The sequence below is a fragment of the Oculatella sp. LEGE 06141 genome (assembly GCF_015207605.1).
GTDB lineage: Bacteria > Cyanobacteriota > Cyanobacteriia > Elainellales > Elainellaceae > Oculatella.
Map to the genome: position 1 here is coordinate 113,461 of NZ_JADEWO010000009.1, position 15,840 is coordinate 129,300.

Annotated in this window: 22 protein-coding genes and 1 tRNA gene; 18 read left to right on the forward strand and 5 right to left on the reverse strand. The window is 51.9% G+C overall.

Translation table 11 applies throughout. The features are described 5' to 3' along the window. The first annotated feature begins 26 nt into the window (after positions 1-26). The gene (locus IQ268_RS32200) at positions 27-497 is read left to right on the forward strand and encodes a thermonuclease family protein (RefSeq protein WP_305082369.1); all 471 of its coding nucleotides are present in this window, start codon (positions 27-29) and stop codon (positions 495-497) included. A 184-nt stretch (positions 498-681) separates the two neighbouring features. Further along, positions 682-1,356, forward strand: coding sequence for a hypothetical protein (locus IQ268_RS09180; RefSeq protein WP_193877709.1), 675 nt, complete (start codon positions 682-684; stop codon positions 1,354-1,356). Between the two features lie 7 nt (positions 1,357-1,363). Here IQ268_RS09180 and IQ268_RS09185 read toward each other — a convergent pair whose 3' ends face one another. Continuing rightward, positions 1,364-1,738, reverse strand: a complete 375-nt coding sequence (locus IQ268_RS09185) for a helix-turn-helix transcriptional regulator (protein ID WP_193877712.1) — start codon at positions 1,736-1,738, stop codon at positions 1,364-1,366. A 165-nt stretch (positions 1,739-1,903) separates the two neighbouring features. Here IQ268_RS09185 and IQ268_RS09190 point away from each other — a divergent pair, with 165 nt between their 5' ends. The 14 genes from IQ268_RS09190 to IQ268_RS09250 all read left to right on the forward strand — a co-directional run bounded on the left by IQ268_RS09190 (position 1,904) and on the right by IQ268_RS09250 (position 10,985). After that, the gene (locus IQ268_RS09190; protein WP_193877714.1) at positions 1,904-2,083 is read left to right on the forward strand and encodes a hypothetical protein; all 180 of its coding nucleotides are present in this window, start codon (positions 1,904-1,906) and stop codon (positions 2,081-2,083) included. A 116-nt stretch (positions 2,084-2,199) separates the two neighbouring features. Beyond that, positions 2,200-3,168 carry a hypothetical protein gene (locus tag IQ268_RS09195; RefSeq protein ID WP_193877716.1) on the forward strand — a complete coding sequence of 323 codons (969 nt, stop codon included), beginning with the start codon at positions 2,200-2,202 and terminating at the stop codon, positions 3,166-3,168. Between the two features lie 272 nt (positions 3,169-3,440). Next, positions 3,441-4,031, forward strand: a complete 591-nt coding sequence (locus IQ268_RS09200; protein WP_193877718.1) for a J domain-containing protein — start codon at positions 3,441-3,443, stop codon at positions 4,029-4,031. Between the two features lie 36 nt (positions 4,032-4,067). Further along, complete coding sequence (locus IQ268_RS09205) at positions 4,068-5,234, forward strand: hypothetical protein (RefSeq protein WP_193877720.1); 1,167 nt, start codon at positions 4,068-4,070, stop codon at positions 5,232-5,234. Positions 5,235-5,411: 177 nt separating this feature from the next. Further along, the gene (locus tag IQ268_RS09210; protein WP_193877722.1) at positions 5,412-6,056 is read left to right on the forward strand and encodes an alpha-ketoglutarate-dependent dioxygenase AlkB; all 645 of its coding nucleotides are present in this window, start codon (positions 5,412-5,414) and stop codon (positions 6,054-6,056) included. Positions 6,057-6,080: 24 nt separating this feature from the next. Next, on the forward strand, positions 6,081-6,293 hold the full coding sequence (locus tag IQ268_RS33350) for an HTH domain-containing protein (protein WP_193877724.1): 213 nt from the start codon (positions 6,081-6,083) through the stop codon (positions 6,291-6,293). Positions 6,294-6,295: 2 nt separating this feature from the next. Next, the gene (locus IQ268_RS09220; protein ID WP_193877726.1) at positions 6,296-7,900 is read left to right on the forward strand and encodes a hypothetical protein; all 1,605 of its coding nucleotides are present in this window, start codon (positions 6,296-6,298) and stop codon (positions 7,898-7,900) included. Between the two features lie 22 nt (positions 7,901-7,922). After that, positions 7,923-8,150, forward strand: coding sequence for a hypothetical protein (locus IQ268_RS09225; protein WP_193877728.1), 228 nt, complete (start codon positions 7,923-7,925; stop codon positions 8,148-8,150). Between the two features lie 13 nt (positions 8,151-8,163). Continuing rightward, positions 8,164-8,385: a hypothetical protein gene (locus tag IQ268_RS09230; protein WP_193877730.1), complete on the forward strand. Its 222-nt coding sequence runs from the start codon at positions 8,164-8,166 to the stop codon at positions 8,383-8,385. Then, positions 8,378-9,580 (forward strand): hypothetical protein, encoded by a 1,203-nt coding sequence (locus tag IQ268_RS09235; RefSeq protein WP_193877732.1) that lies wholly within the window; start codon positions 8,378-8,380, stop codon positions 9,578-9,580. Before IQ268_RS09230 ends, IQ268_RS09235 begins: the two co-directional genes overlap by 8 nt. 146 nt (positions 9,581-9,726) lie before the next feature. After that, the gene (locus IQ268_RS32810) at positions 9,727-9,855 is read left to right on the forward strand and encodes a hypothetical protein (protein WP_255527161.1); all 129 of its coding nucleotides are present in this window, start codon (positions 9,727-9,729) and stop codon (positions 9,853-9,855) included. Further along, on the forward strand, positions 9,848-10,048 hold the full coding sequence (locus tag IQ268_RS09240) for a hypothetical protein (protein ID WP_193877734.1): 201 nt from the start codon (positions 9,848-9,850) through the stop codon (positions 10,046-10,048). Before IQ268_RS32810 ends, IQ268_RS09240 begins: the two co-directional genes overlap by 8 nt. Then, complete coding sequence (locus IQ268_RS09245; RefSeq protein ID WP_193877736.1) at positions 10,041-10,568, forward strand: hypothetical protein; 528 nt, start codon at positions 10,041-10,043, stop codon at positions 10,566-10,568. The genes IQ268_RS09240 and IQ268_RS09245 overlap by 8 nt, the downstream gene beginning before the upstream one ends. A 54-nt stretch (positions 10,569-10,622) precedes the next feature. Beyond that, positions 10,623-10,985, forward strand: coding sequence for a hypothetical protein (locus IQ268_RS09250; protein ID WP_193877738.1), 363 nt, complete (start codon positions 10,623-10,625; stop codon positions 10,983-10,985). Here the strand turns inward: IQ268_RS09250 and IQ268_RS09255 are convergent. Further along, entirely contained in the window at positions 10,982-12,085 is a 1,104-nt protein-coding gene (locus tag IQ268_RS09255) for a hypothetical protein (protein ID WP_193877740.1), read from the reverse strand. The two genes, IQ268_RS09250 and IQ268_RS09255, sit on opposite strands and share 4 nt — an antisense overlap. A 140-nt stretch (positions 12,086-12,225) precedes the next feature. Then, positions 12,226-12,314 (reverse strand) — tRNA-Ser (locus IQ268_RS09260). Between the two features lie 184 nt (positions 12,315-12,498). Between IQ268_RS09260 and lgt the strand changes: the two genes are divergently transcribed. Next, a complete protein-coding gene (gene lgt, locus IQ268_RS09265; RefSeq protein ID WP_339383774.1) occupies positions 12,499-13,377 on the forward strand; it encodes a prolipoprotein diacylglyceryl transferase in 879 nt (292 codons plus the stop codon). A gap of 214 nt (positions 13,378-13,591) precedes the next feature. After that, positions 13,592-14,443 (forward strand): precorrin-4 C(11)-methyltransferase, encoded by an 852-nt coding sequence (gene cobM, locus IQ268_RS09270; protein ID WP_193877744.1) that lies wholly within the window; start codon positions 13,592-13,594, stop codon positions 14,441-14,443. 8 nt (positions 14,444-14,451) lie between these two features. Here cobM and IQ268_RS09275 read toward each other — a convergent pair whose 3' ends face one another. Continuing rightward, on the reverse strand, positions 14,452-15,321 hold the full coding sequence (locus tag IQ268_RS09275) for an alpha/beta fold hydrolase (RefSeq protein WP_193877746.1): 870 nt from the start codon (positions 15,319-15,321) through the stop codon (positions 14,452-14,454). A gap of 4 nt (positions 15,322-15,325) precedes the next feature. Beyond that, positions 15,326-15,748 (reverse strand): thioesterase family protein, encoded by a 423-nt coding sequence (locus IQ268_RS09280; RefSeq protein WP_193877748.1) that lies wholly within the window; start codon positions 15,746-15,748, stop codon positions 15,326-15,328. Between the last annotated feature and the right edge of the window lie 92 nt (positions 15,749-15,840).

Below are 15,840 nucleotides of genomic sequence, written 5' to 3' on the forward strand. Positions count from 1 at the left end.
AATCAACCGACCGATTACGGCAGCTCCTGCCTAGAGGAACAGAGGTAGAGCTGCGCGTTGTAGACACCGATCGCTACGGTCGTGAAGTTGCTGAAGTGTACCGCGATGGTCAATCGGTCAACCTGCAATTGGTGCAGGAAGGACATGCGGTGGTTTATCGCCAATATTTGAGCGGCTGCGATGCTACACGCGATCGCTACCTGGAAGCTGAAGATCAAGCTAAACAGCAGCGGCTTGCTTTCTGGAGCCAGGATAATCCCATCATGCCGTGGGATTGGCGACGAGGTGACCGGTCATCTGCTAGCCCTGAACCGATGGCTGTTCCTGCTCCTTTGCAATCGACTGCCAACTCGATTGCTCAACCTGCTGGTGGCGACTATAACTGCTCTGACTTCAGCACCCGTGCAGAAGCACAGCGAATTTTAGATGCTGACCCGAGTGATCCTTATAAGCTCGATCGTGACCATGACGGAGAAGCATGTGAGTCACTACCGTGATGAACTGCCACCCTCAGCTTCAACCATCCGCAATTAACCTTTCACGCTTCAGCAAGAAAAACCCTTAGGTGCTGCTTTAAAATTAAGGTGCAGCGAGGGGATCGACCCCCTTCCACTAGTTTTAAAGCAAAGCTACAGTGCCAAAAAAGCTTGCGGGTACCCCAAGCCACCTAGAGAGGTTGGCATGGAAATAAAGGAGTTATTGATTGAGCGGCTCAAGCAAATTCTTGCGCGATCGCCTGAAGTTTTTCAGCACATTAATGAGGTCAATATCAGTTCTGATTTAAGAGAATTGATATTAGAAATTAAGCCCTCTACAGCAGCAACTAATGCTGTTGCCAAACACGTCGAAGACATCACTCAGCAGTGCATCTCACTGGCACCGTTTGAGCAAATTGTCTTGAAATTTTACGCGCCTGTAAGGACGGATGTGGCTCTCGAAGTTGCTGACATAACTGAACTTCACCCATCCACTATGGAACCAATACTAGGGCCAATTGACGACCAACATCAGCAAGAGCAAGTCCTATTTTGCTCCTGCTGCCGATCGCTAATAAACTACCTCGTAAAAGAGGCATCGGTTTTCATTATTAGCACCACTGGAATTTATCTGGAAGTGAATATCCATCAGGGAACCATCTCAATGATTCCTGATGAATACATGCTCGGAAAGCGGCTTGACGAGGTGCTTCCCATTGCCACGGCTCAGTTAATCATGGAGGCGATCGATCGCGTCTACGATAGCGGCCAGCCAGAACAAATTGAATATCCGATCAAATCTTTTCGCTATTGCACCGAACTGATTCCCGTGCCGAACGAGAATAGGGTGCTGGCGATCGTTAAGCGCATCAAGCGTTAAGGCTGCATCAAGCCTTAACGCTGCTAAATCCGTTGGTGTGGCGATCGCCTGTCCACGGGTCAATTATCTCCCGCATCACGTCTACCATGTCGCCCACTCGATAGGAGGAACCATCTGGAAACTTTAGAAAACTAGCCATTTCCAAGGCAATCAGAACGTCGATTCGAGGGGAGCCGTCACCGCGCTCTAGCCGCCCAACGGCGCTCTCTGAAACCTTTATACCTGTCTGCTCAGTGAGCCACGTTGCTAAGGCTTGCTGAGTTTTTTCGTGCTGGAAAGCGCTCATCCACTCTGGAGCGCGATCGCTCCCTTGACGATCGCGCATTGCTGCGACGAATTGCCCAAAAATGTATTGTCCGTTGGCAGTAACGCCCCTCTTCATTATCTCTCCTTTCCAATGTGGTACCCATGTGGGTACCACTCCAAATTAACCCAGAGCTTACCCAATTCAATATTGATTCTACGAAGAAAGGCTAAGTCGATCTTGACGGATTCAATATTGAATCTTTTAATATTGAATGTAGGCAGTTGGGCAATCCTAAAAAAAATGGAACTGGAAAAAATAACCATCCGAATTCCCGTGAGTTTAAAGCGACGACTGAAGATTCTCTGCGTGGAAACGGATCAAACGATTCAGGAGATAGCCAGCGCAGCGCTTAAGGAAAAGATTGAATCGCTTGAAAAGCAGCAAGAGTCGCAAGAGTCGCGCTTAGTGCAGGCTGCATGAACCCTTCCAGGGCAAGCAATCCTTCGTAATCACAACCTTTAAAAACAGAAACAGCCGTCCCACCTCGCAAGTGACCGGCTGCTCTGTGTCCCCCTTACATGGAGACAGCTTCTATTATGTCTACTAGTTTATCAGCTACACGATCGCCTGTATCAGTTCCGGATGAATTTTGCCGGAAGCCGTATAAAAATCTGCGGCTGCATGACGAATTTAACAGTTACTTCGATCGCCGCTATCAACGCTGCCAGGTTGCAGCCACGCCTAAAGTTGAAGGCGATCGAGTCACGGTCTTGCTCCGCCCAATCAGCCGCAAGCCTGGAAAGAACCTCGTCAAGGCCACCTTTGCAGCAGAGGCGATCGCTGAAGTCTACCGCGATCGCACCCCTCCTCCCAAAGAAGCGGATCGGCGGTATGAAGAAATCGTTTTAAGCATCCTTCAGCCTGGGATGGGACTGCGATCGACCCGTGATATCCAGGATTTAGCGCGGCGGCAGCATGGGAACCTTATTAAGTCGCGACTGCAAGCGGTTTGCAACACCCTGGTGAGGCGAGGCGTATTGATCAAGAAGAACCGTGGTTGCTGCATGTATCGCCTGCCTCTTCCTCAGGTCAAAGGATTGCCCGTGGTTGAGAACCAGGGAACGCGATCGGAGCGTTTGGGCTGGGTTGTCGAGTTTAAGTTGGTTCGCTCCATAGGGCAAACGCACCCAGTAGTGCAGTGGGTTGATGGAGGTCACTCCTTTTCTAGTGACGTGTTGCTAGAGCCGGCTGAAGATCGGGCGGCACTCCAGCGAATCGAGGCAGCGAAGCGAGGTGAGCAGCTAATTCCTGCGTCGATCGCCCATCTTAAACCCATCATCATCCCCGTAGACCTGTTGCAGGCGCTATATCAACCCGACTCTCTCAAGAGCCGGGTCAACAACCAGGTCTTGCTAGAGGTTGCTGAACTAATCGGCATTCCTGGAGCTGTTCGAGGCTGTCTCACAAGCCCCGAGCGCCATCAGGTGCTTGATTATCTCGACTTCTACTATCCCAAGTGGCGAGACGGGGTCGCGAATTATTCACTGTCGTTAGCGATCGCGTAGGGGGATACAGAGATGACTATTCAAACTGTTTTTATCCCCTCCACAGATGAGCATGAAGGCGTTTACTTTGCTCGCTACCGCGTGAAGTGGGTTTGCCCTGCCTGTGGTGGTCAGCGTGGTGAAATCTTTCCAATTCGCAGCTATGACGGTTCACGCAGCCAGGTCTGTGATGGATGGAGGAATCCTTGTGGACACATTGATAGATACTCTCAAGTCCGTCAAGAAGCTGCCACCAATGGACTCAATCTGAAAGCTGAAACTGGAGGTAGCTCATGTTGACTCTAGTCTTAGCACTCAACCTCTTGGCTCTAGAAGCTCCGTTTGAGCTAATTCAGCTCAAAGATGCCTATCGTCGTGAGATCAAAAAATGGCATCCCGACCTAAACCCACATCGACTTGAAAAAGCTACCGAACACTGTCAAGACCTTAATGCTGCTTATGACCTGCTAGAAGCAACCCTAGCTGCCAACAACAAGCAACAAAGTCCCCTTTGGGCAGAGTGGATGAACAAGAAACTGCCAGAGTGGGAGCGTGAATTCAAAGATTTGTGGCGTAATGCCTATTGGAAAACGGCCTTAGGTGAAAACAAGCCCGATTCAGGGCTACATTATTCCACCTGCATCGCCAACTTTAAGCGAGCAGCGATCGAACCTCGCCCTGAATGGTTTAAAGGATGCCTGTTTGCTGATACGCCAGAATCACGGACTCAGTACCGTGAGCATTTGCTGAAGATTGCGCCTAATCAGAAGCTGCGTGAGGAATGGGCACGCAAATATTTTGCATTAGAGTTTGGCGAAAGCTGCTGGGTGTTCTACCTACCAGCCTCTAGAGCGTTGCTGACTGGAGGGGCCAATGTGGCTTGATACCGTGCTAACGGCGATCGCCAGAGGAAGTGAGACATGACTACCTGCCACTGCCCAGCGCCAATCACCCTTCTCGATCGAGACTACCTGCAAATTCTCGATCAACTCATTAAAAACAATCCTGTCTCCCGCGCCGTTCGGTTCTGCGCTGCAAAACTGCTCCAGATTTTTGAACGGCAGACACGCTGGAAGATGGAAGCCTACCAACTTTCCCTAAAAAATTGTTGGTTCTGGATTCCCATCATCAAACCGAAACCTCCTACGGAAGAACAGCTCGCCCTCTGGAAGCAGGAAAATCGAGAGCCGCCTCCGCGATCGCTGCATGAAGAGCTTCAAGGAGAGCACTGCAAAGACATCATCCGCGCCGCTCTCAACCTGATAAATGACCTTGCCCTCGTCCAGCGGCGGCACAACCCCTACAACGGACAAGATCGCACCTACCAGTACCAGGCTGACTTAAAGAAGCTGGAGCAGCTCAAAACCTTACTGGAAGCCACTTCTAAAAAATCGCCTTTGGAAGGCGACACCTCGTCTCTGGAAGGCGACACCTCGTCTCTGGAAGGCGACACCTCGTCTCTGGAAGGCGACACCTCGCCAATGATCACAACAAACAACTCACCTTCTTTCTCACAGACAACATCTGCGCTGTCTGCTGTGGAAAACGAGGAAGAGGAATCCGAACCATTGAGCGGCCACGTTCCTGCTTCGCCCTTACCGCCTGATGAACCCCCTATACAAGAACCTGAAACTAGTGGAGAAGATATGCCTTCCGCCGATTCCGCCACGGACTTTTCAGCTCAATTGATTGAGCTTGGCATTGAGGACAATCGCACGGTTCGCAAAGAGATGGAGCAGAACCGCGATCGCATCCCCAACGCCCTTGCCTACGTTCGCCAGGAGGTTGGAAAGCGGTGGGTGCGGAATCCTACCGGATTGTTCATCAAGGCACTCAGGCAGGGCAAGAAGCCAGCACAGAACTCTGCGCCTGAAGCTGAGAGTCAACCCAGAATTGACCTTCGCCAGGTCGAGGATGCCTGCATCATTGCCTGGAGCAGCCGCGATCGAGACTTCATTCGCGCCAAACTCCAGATGCTTTGCGAGTGCAGCCATGTGCCTGAAGCGAAGCAGTTGTGCGATCGCTACCCTGCTTGGGGATTTGTTCTAGGGGAGAGCGGTATTGAGGAGGTCAATCATGTGCGTTGATCCCGATCGCTGCCCTCGATGCGACCAGGTTGGGGCTGTCATTGAGCAGAGTCAGCAACTTGGCAGGATCTATGAATGCTTCCACTGCACTGAAGAGCTGGAGTGGAAAGGTAGGGTTCACTTGCGCCAATTGACTTGGGCGGTCGTGAACGGCATGAAGACGGAGGTAATTGGCTAATGCAACTTGACCTCCTTCCTCGAAAGCCAGCTCACCTTGCCCCTGGCTGCGTCCACATTCCTGACTGGCTCTCTCTAGATGAGCAGGCAGAGCTGGTGGAATGGTTGCGTGACTGGTGCAAAGGCGGGTTTTGGACACCCACCATGCCCAACGGCACACCCATGAACCATCCTCTGTGTGGACTGGGGCTGAACTGGAAGCCATACGAATACTTCGAGACCGATCGCCCCTTTCCCGCTCGGCTGCATTTCCTGAGTTGCCGCGCACTGGAGAAAACATTGCCTAGATATTTGGGTGATTATTTCCCAAACGTGGCGATCGTCAATTACTTTCCCGTCGGCTCCAGCCTGGGAATGCACCAAGACCGTTCTGAGGATTCTGTGATGCGAGAATCCGGCAGCCCAATTGTCACCATTTCTCTAGGGGATAGCTGCACGTTCCGGCTGGGGAACTGCCAGCACAAGGATAAGCCCCACCACGACATTGAACTGCGATCGGGTGACGTGCTGGTTATGGGGGGAGAATCCCGCATGGCCTTCCACGGTGTCATGAAGATCCACGCCAACACAGCCACAGCTAGCTTGGGGATGAAAGCTGGACGACTCTCCGTCACGATTCGGCAGACGCGGAGGGTCGGGAAATGAAAGACGTTGAACTAGATGCCCTAAATGGAATCTCTGACGAAGCGCCAACAACAAGTGCTCCAACTCGTTCAGGCCAACCCCGGAATCATTGCCTCCACCGTCCAAAAGGAGCTTCAGATCACGAAGTCGCTGATCTATCGCTATCTGGCACAACTTCAGGGAAGGAGTCTGATTTACAGTCGTCCCCATCCCCACCTGAAAAAGGTGAGGGTCTGGTTCCCTCATCCATCAAAATAGTTTTGCCGCCCGTTCCAAAAGTGGCGGTAGGCGATCGAGTCTCCTTCGATCTGCATTTATTCGGTGAGGTGCGATCGGTGGTTGGAGTGGCGATCGAGCCAGAGAACTCAATTCCAGGAACGGTCACCGTTGAATATGAATGCCAACTGCCACCGATCGATCAACTGGGTCGAGCAGGATACGCCCGCCTGGATGAGATTTATCTAGATGCCTATCCGTCGGATGGGGTGCATCGAGGGGAGATTCAGCTTCCCCTAGAACAAATTCAGCCTTATCAGGGCGAGCAATTGTCTCTGGAGCCTAAGCGTCCAAAAGGACTCGGAGCGGGCGATCGCTGTTACCACGGCTCCACCACCAACACAGGCAGGATCAAGCAATTCTCCCCCTGTCAGCAAAACTGTCTCGTTGCTTTTGACCACGGCAAGGATGTCTGGATTAGTACCCGCTATTGCCAACCCCTTACCAAGAATCATGTGCGAGATCTGGGATCGCTAGAGCCAGGAATGCTGGTCAAGGGTGAGGATCTAAACGGCAAACAGTTTACCGGGAAGTTCAAGAATACAACCCCTTCTGGCATGGTCTTGCTCGATATCGGTGAACCCAAGCCAAAGTTGCTAATTGGTAGCACATTGGTTCGAGTGCAGGCTGACCTGGAGACAGGCGACCGAGTCGCAGCTCCCACCAAAGAGCCAAAGTTAACTCGTCAAAAAAGCGATCGCCTGTTTCCTTCAAAGCCCGTTGAAGTCAGTCCTGTGGCGGTTTACAAGGAGCAGGTCTATTACAGCGAGGTCAAGAAAGGTGCATGGCGGACTGCTACTACTGAAGATATCAGAGCGCTGAAAAAGGGCGATCTCGTTTCCATTGCGGGGCAAAACTGGGTCTATGCATATCTGCGATGGGACACGGTGGAAGCTGAAGCTGTGGTGCAGTTTGTGGGCTACAACTTTCGCACCCGGATTCCAGCGGCAAAACTTCAGGTAGAAGGGTTGAAGCAAAAAACTGCATTTCAAGCAGGCGACCGAGTTAGAGTTGCGCCCATCAAGCCAACCGAATCCCATAACTGGAATCAGGAAGGCACCGTCGAGAGCGCCCAACGAATCAATGGAACTGTGACAGTCAAGCTTGACAGCGGCAAACTGCGATCGTTCCAGGAGAGAGAGCTAGAAGCGATCGCTCCCCTAGAACAGAACGACAGGAAACCTGGGAAAGGTAAAGCGCCAGCAGCGATCGCTCAAACAGAGAATTTCCACAACAGCTATATCGCTGAACCAACGATCGCCGCCGCTGAAATCCTCCATGACACGTTGGCTCGACTTGAGCAAGAGAAGGCTCAAATCAAATCAGAGGGAGACATCGCCCCCGAAGGTTGCTGGATCGAGACTGGCAAGGTGAAAGGGCGGGACTTCCGCCAAGCCTGGTGGCGTAGTTCTAAACCAATGTTCACCCCAAGGCGTTCTAGGGGAAACCCTGAAGCGAAAGTCAAGACCAGTTACATCGGCGAGGAGGGGGCGGACAGGCATAAGGCGGCGATCGCCGCACGGGAGCGGCGGGAGAGGTTGCGGCAGGTTCAGCGACAAATTGAACTTTTAGAAAAGGAGATCGATTGAGATGACATTCCATTTAGGAGTAATGAAATACCGAATCCAGCAACTAATCTGTTTTCTGTTTGATCACAAAATCACCTACCGATCGAACCATCGCGGGTGGCCCCAAGCCAACTGTCGCCGCTGCCCCGATCCCTATGCCGATACGCTTTGGGATTATCTAGGTCGGTTTTACAAGAGGGCGATTGGTACTCTGCACTACCGCTGGCTGTGTCTTGTTAACGATCCAAATCGTGATGAACCACCGTTTTAAGAGAAATGTAGAAATGCCTGAATTTCAACAGCAACACAACAGATTTATAAACGGACTATTGAGCGATCGGGAGCGAATGTATTATGCGGCTCAAGGACGACTCTATGAGGGCTTGTTTGTCGCTCAAGGTTCTCCTGCCCTTCCCTCCGACCTTCAAAACGAAGATGGCTACATTGCCCTGGCTTTAGGACTTGAGGCGGTAGAGATGTCCTCAGAAGGCGATCGCCATGACTGACCATCAACTGAACAAGCGGGGCGATCGCTGGTATTGCAAAGTCTGCCATCTGAATTGGAAGTCAAAACCTCGCACGGTTTGCGCGGGTTGTCCGGTACACCGTTACCACGATCGCCCCGCCCATCTAAAAACCGAAGATGAGCTGATGGCGCAAAACCTCAAGCCGTTAGGTGAGCCAGTCGCGACCATGCGGGTGATGAATGCGCCGTACCACGTTGACTTATACGATCTCAATCAGACAGAGGTTACTATTCCTGATTTGCCGCCTATCAGCGATCGATCGGAGCGGTTTGCACAGATGAAAACTGTCTGCCAATTGCAGCGGTGGAACCTCAAGCCTGGTGATGCTAAGCCATCCGGTTGTTACTGGGGTTGGCGTGATTCTGAGTGGGTCTACCTTTATCAAAAAGAGGATTGCGAGATAGACGATCCAACCCTACCAACCTGCTTTGATCGTGATGCAATTCCACTAGAGCTGAAAACACAGAAGGAACTAGAGAAGCTTAATCTCAGCGGGGAGGGTGTCAAGCCGCGAGGGTGCTACCGCTACTGGAGCAAATATTTAGGTTGGAACACAGAGCTTCTCTGGCATCCTGACGATTGCCACTGGCAAGCTCGCGATCAATGGATTGCTAAAACAACTCTCCGCCGTACCTACCTGTTGAGCGATCGCTGGATTGCTCGGCTTGGTGAACCAGATCGCATCACCGACAATCCCCACCATGAGAAATGGAGTGAGATGAAGCTCTACTCCCGGCAACGAGTAGAGTCGTTCTTAGCTGAGAACGCTGAAGAATACGCACAATGGCTGAGTGAACGCGATCGCTACCTTGCCATCTTTGAGCAAAATCGCGAGGCGATTGAAGCAGGGCGACGACGGGCGATCGCAGCTCGTAGAACAGCACGGCAGGCTGAGTTAGAAGCACGACTGGCACAGGCAGAATCTGAACGGTTAGAGCGGCGACAACAGTTTGAGCTGCTACGTGCTGAGCAGGAAGCTCGCTGGGAGAGAGACGAGCCACGCCGTGCTCAGATGGCGCGATGCCTGCGCTGTGCCTCCGGCTGTGCTACGGGAGCAGGATTTCTTTGTGTTGTTCATCCGCTAGGGCTAGAAGATCATCAGCTTCCATGCCCTGACTGGATGGAGCGTGTTCATGCCAAGCCGATCGCTGCTGTTCTAGGGGGTGAGCCATGAGAAAAACAAGAATGCCCGAATCTGTCTGCCCTTATTGCAGAAAGACGCTAAACGGTGCGGCAAGCCTAGACTTAGCTTCTCCTAGCTCTGGTGACCTCACAGTCTGCTTTGGCTGTGCTCGATTCCTCCAATTTGATAAGAATCTAATGCTTGCAAAGGTAGAGGAGTCGGAAATTGACCAAATAAAGCAAAAGGAGCCAGAGCTATATGCCGAGTTAGAACGGTTCAAATTAGCTATTCAGCAGAAGAATGAGGGAGGCGATCGCAATGGCTGAATCATTTGAAATTCAAGTCGAATACCCGCTGAAATACGATCGCCTTGATCCTCCGTATCGGGGATTTCAGTTTTGCATCACTGACAAAAACGGCGGCAGAATCCTAGCATATGCCACCGACGAAGCAGCGGCAAAGCTGCTAACAAACTTCACTAATGGATTTTTTAAGCTTGTGGGAGGTGGTGATGGCTAAAGGTTTTGGAAAACCCCAGCCGTCAGATGACGATGGAATCTGGGTTGAATCAATGGTTGCCAGCCGCGCCCTCACCCCGGCTGTATCGATTAGATGGGGTAAGCAACAGGCTAACCTCGACCCGGAGGAGGCGCGACATCATGCTCATGCCGTCCTGGAAGCAATCGCCGCTGCTGAGTTGGACGCTTGCCTGATGCAATGGGCGATTCAAAAGTTAGGGCTTGAGATACAGGAGGCAGGGCAGATCCTAATATTGTTTCGGCAAAAGCGGAATACCAGCACTATCCCTAGCGTGACGATGAATATTGACGGCGACCATCTCCGCCCTGAAACAGTTAGGCAGTACGCCACGCAAATGATGGATGCAGCATTTGGAGCGGAGATCGAAGCCTTTCTGGCGGCGTTTCTACTTCAGGAGCTAAAGCAGTCTGGAGAGATTGCAGATGAGTTAATTCAGGAGTTTAGGGAAATGCGCGGAGTGACGACGCTGTGGACTGAAGAGGAGGGCGATCGCACCTAAATAAGCCCACATCAAGACTCAATTAGGTTTCAGGACTAAGCGAACTATCAACTTATGGCTAAATCTCTGACTATTGCTGACTTGCAACAAGAAATGGCTCAATTAAAAGCCGAGATGCTCTCTATGCGGGAGCAACTGAGCTGGATGTCACGCATCTTCTCGGCCTATGGCATTCGTGGGCCGTGGCTGACCCCTCCCAAGGCAGCTCCGTTGCTAGGGCTAAGCCACGATCGCATCATTGATGAGATCGATCGAGCGGAAACGCTGCGGATGTTGGGGAAGCAGGGAGATTTGGTTTATGGAACGCACTATCGGGATGATAGGAGCACAGAATCTAGCTCTGCATCCTGGAAAGTGCACGTTGCCAATTTCGATGAATTTCTTAAAACTCCACCAGACCAGCGCAGGGCGGGTTAGCTCATCCCCATCACCTGGTTGTACATCTTTGTGTAGGTCTCTTCCCTGATCCAAGCCTGATACGTCTTTTCATGCACTCGAACTGAGTGCCCCATTGATTTTGATAAGAACTTAGAACCAAAGCCTCTCTCAAAACCCCGTCTGGCATAGCAATGTCGCAGGTCATAGGGGTCTATTCCTAAGTTTTGCTGGCGGAATTTTTGAGAGATAGCCATTCCCATCTGATTGTTGCTTCGTCCTTCAATCTTGATCCTGGGAAATAAAACTGCTTTAGCATCAAAACCCCATCCGTCTGCTGGAATGGGGTAGACCACTCGAAACCCGGTCTTCGTCGTTTTTTGTACTTCCAAAATGGAAGGACGTTCTACAAGCCGATCGGTTCGCAATCGGAACACTTCGTGCGGCCTCAATCCGTAGATCGCCATCACATCAAACACCCAGCGCCAAGCTGGATCAGTCAGCTTCAATCGCAGCTCCTGAATTTCTTGATCGGACGGCAAATTACGTGGGTCAACAGAGTCAGGGGTGTAGCCCTTTCCCAACTGCTTTAAGTTCCCAGCATCGATTTTGGCAAATTCAGCGAGCCGCCTGAAGGCCATGCACATGACCTGGCGCGATCGCGTTCCCGCAGCAACCTCATTAACCGCTGTTTGTTCCAGCAGCTCGGTGGTCAGCGGTGCGTTTTGGGGCAGCCGGTTGAACATCAACCGATAGTTCTTGTGGTACGAGTTTTCCTTGCTCAACCGCTCGTCATGGGTTGTGCATGGTGTCATCAGCCAGTGGTGTTCTTCGTATCGTCTGACCCACTCCGCAACGGTTTCCGGTGGCTTCTGCTTTCCCTTTAAATGCGGAGTCCAGTCAAACTTCCCCCAGATCAAATCGGCATCGATCGCTTTGGCTTTGGCGATCGCAACCTTCAGACCTGACGCAGTTGCGCTGACTCCCATCGCAATTTCTGCTCGATCCGGCTGCTCGCCGCTTGGCTTGGGCGGGAAACTATCGCGAGTTCTCCCCCGAACATACAGCTTTCCGTCTTTCTCGCGGATGCTGATCTTCTCCAGGCCTCGATTTGCGTCCTTGATTCGCTGGGTTAAATCCATCGGAAAAGCCCTTTACTTTCCTATGGATTTTCCCCCATTTCTCCCCCAAAAACACCCCGTTTCAACCAGTTTGAGCGTTGAAAACGGTCGCTGCAATGGTTAATTGCAATCGGGTAGAATCGGCTGAAACAGTTATAGAACGGAGAGGGAGGGATTCGAACCCTCGGATACCCCTAAAGGCATCAACAGATTAGCAATCTGCCGCTTTCGACCACTCAGCCACCTCTCCAGGGTGACGAGAACCTATGATAGCAGATAATCTCCTCGGTTCCACAGAGTAATTTAGCTTTCCCCACAGAAGATTTTTGGGAGGTAGAGCCGCTTCAACGGCACACTCAGCGTCATCTGCTGAAATGGTCGTCTGCTTAGCAATACTTGATAGACTGGCAGAAGTCTCTCTAGGAGCAGCGATCGTGCCAGATATACCAACCCTAATTGCTGAATTTGCCTCTCCTGGACCCATTTTGTTGGAGTGGGGTCCCCTTGCAATTCGCTGGTACGGTGCCCTAATTGCCTCGGCAGTCATGATTGGATTAACGCTATCCACGACATTAGCAAAGCGACGAGGCATGAACCCTGACCTGATTGGCGATCTGGCCATTTGGCTGGTGGTTGCCGCCATTCCATCCGCCCGATTGTATTATGTTGCCTTTGAATGGGAGAACTATGCCCAGCGCCCTGCCGAAATTCTGGCTATCTGGCATGGTGGTATTGCTATTCATGGCGCAATTTTGGGTGGGTCAATTGCAGCGCTGATCTTTGCCCGACTCAATCGCGTTTCGTTTTGGCAGTTGGCTGATGTCGTTGCGCCATCACTGATTTTGGGACAGGCGATCGGGCGTTGGGGCAACTTCTTTAACTCGGAAGCGTTTGGTCGTCCGACCGAACTGCCGTGGAAGCTTTACATTCCACCGGCTCAGCGTCCGCCCGGTTATGCAGAATTCAGCTATTTTCATCCCACCTTTCTCTACGAGTCGCTGTGGAATTTAGCGGTGTTTGCGCTGTTGTTAACGCTGTTCGTTCAAGGGGTGCGTGGCAGGCTCAAACTAAAACCAGGGACGTTGTTTCTCGTTTACTTTGTTGCTTACAGCCTGGGACGGTTTTGGATTGAAGGCTTGCGAATGGACAGCCTCATGCTAGGCCCGTTACGCATTGCTCAGGTGGTGAGCTTAATTGGCATCACCTTTGGGATTGCTGGCTTGATCTGGCTGTATGGGTTCCGCCGCTTTTTGCCCGATGTGGTTTCGATGCGATCGCCATCGGATAACGGTGCCGCATCCAACTCCCACTAAGCCCAAGTAGAACGGTAAGTAGACAGTCAATTAGACAAAAAAAAACCAATGGCGAACCATTGGTTTTGAATCAGGGTGCATCTACCATTCCCTTTTACTGGGAGAACAGGTGGTATCCGGAATGACCCTTACAGTTCACATAGCCTTCATAAAAACTCGGCTTTTTTGAGGCTTGTTTAAGGATTTATTCGTAGAGACAGAATCGGAGTATTACATGGTCAGTTTAAATGCTACTGAGGTTCGCGAATCGTCCCAGGCGGCGCTTGTCCCTGCGGTTTACATTGTGGGGGCTGGCCCTGGCGATCCAGAGCTGCTGACGGTCAAAGCGTACAAGCTGCTGGCTCAAGCGGATGTGATTTTGTTTGCTGATTCGCTGGTGCCCAAACAAATTCTCCAGATTGTGCGCCCGGATGCAGAAGTGGTTGGCACGGCGAACAAAACGCTGGAAGACATTTTGCCGCTGATGATAGAACGGGTGCGATCGCACAAGTCGGTGATTCGGCTACATTCTGGCGATCCAAGCTTGTACAGCGCCATTCACGAACAGATGCAAGCGCTCGCGGCGGCTGAGGTGCCGTTTGAGGTGATTCCTGGCATCAGTGCTTTTCAGGCGGCTGCCGCCAAGCTGCAAGTCGAGTTGACGGTGCCTGCCCTGGTGCAAACCATTATCCTGACTCGAATCAGCGGTCGTACTCAGGTGCCCGTTGCAGAGGAGCTGGCCTCTCTGGCGGCTCATAAAGCCAGCCTGTGTTTATATCTCAGCGCTCGTCATGTGGAAGACTCTCAGGCCAGGTTGCTGGAGCATTATCCAGCCGATACCCCGGTTGCCGTTTGTTTTCGAGTCGGTTGGCCGGACGAAAAAATTTGGGTGGTGCCGCTGCATCAAATGGCAGAACTGACCCGCCAGGAAAACCTGATTCGCACCACGCTGTACTTGATCAGTCCGGCACTGAAGCCCGCTGAGGCGCGATCGCCTGCTGGTAATGTGGTGCGATCGCGTCTATACAGTCCCGATCACTCCCATTTGTTTCGCCGCAGTCAAGACCTGCCGCCAGAGGCGCAGTGAGGCTGGGTCTACCCGGCCTGAGCCAGGAATTGCCGCATATACTGATTCACCAAATCTGGCCGTTCTTGCTGCACCCAGTGGCTACAGTTGGGGATATAGCAGATCCGCAGGTCTTCTACATAGGCATCGGTGCCGTAGGTTAACTCGGTGCCCAGGGCTGTGTCGTCTTCGCCCCAAATCATCAACGTTGGCACTTGTAAAATGCCCCAGTCCGTGCGGGTTAGCCCTTGTTGAAACACATTGCGGTAGTAGTTCAACATGGCTGTCAATGCGCCCGGTTTGGCGGCGGCGGTTCGATACAGTTCCAGGTCTTCTGGCGTGAAAGCGGTTTTGTCTACGGCCATTCCCTGAATTGCATTGCTAATCAGCTGATAGCCTGAGGTTTCGATGATGAATTCTGGCAGCCAGGGCAACTGGAAAAAGAAAATATACGAACTGCGGAGCAACTGCTGCGGCGTACGCAATCCTTCGGCGAACTTGGCGGGATGGGGTAAGTTCAGTACAATCAGGCGATCGACCAGTTCTGGGTAGGCGTAGGCAAAATTCCAGGCGATCGCCCCACCCCAATCATGACCTACCAAAATACAGCGTTCGTAGCCTAACCCACGAATGACCCCTGCCACATCTTTGGTGAATTCTGCCATGACGTAGGCCGATTGATCCGTGGGCTTGTCGCTATCGTTGTAGCCTCGAAGATCGATCGCCACCACTTTGTGGTCTTTGGCAAATTCTGGAATTTGTTTGCGCCAGGAGTACCAAAACTCTGGAAAACCGTGCAACATCAGCATCAGCGGCCCCTCTCCTTGAGTGACATAATGCAAACGAACGCCATTGCTAACGATGAAATCGTGTTGCCAGGTGGCTTCAGTAGTGGGCATGGTGCTACTCCTTCACAGATTGGCTGAGTTGACCAAATACTTCAAAAATTGGGCGCGGAATCGCTTTAGGGCGCATCGTTATCGCATCGACCCAGACCCACAGCGCTTCTGCTGTCACCAGCAAATCGCTTTCTCCCTGTTTGCGAATCTCATACCGCCGAATGGCTCGCGAGCCCCGCATTTCTTCAGGCCAGGTCTTGATAGCAAGGGTGTTACCGGATATCGCCGGACGTAAATAGTCGATCGTGATTCGGCGCATCACAAATGTGCCCTGCAATTCACGATATCGGTCGGGCGTAAACCCCAGATGTTCCAGGTGTTCGATCGCGGCTTGCTCTAAATAATGCTGATAGACGGCGTTGTTGACATGCCCCAAAGGGTCCATCTCATAGTGACGGACGCGGAGATGGGTTGTGAATGGCTGCATGGGTCAATTCGATCGAGATGAAACGTTAACCAACATCTTGACCATGCTACCGAGAATTATAGAAACTGGGGCTAGAGAATGGTTTGCAGCGG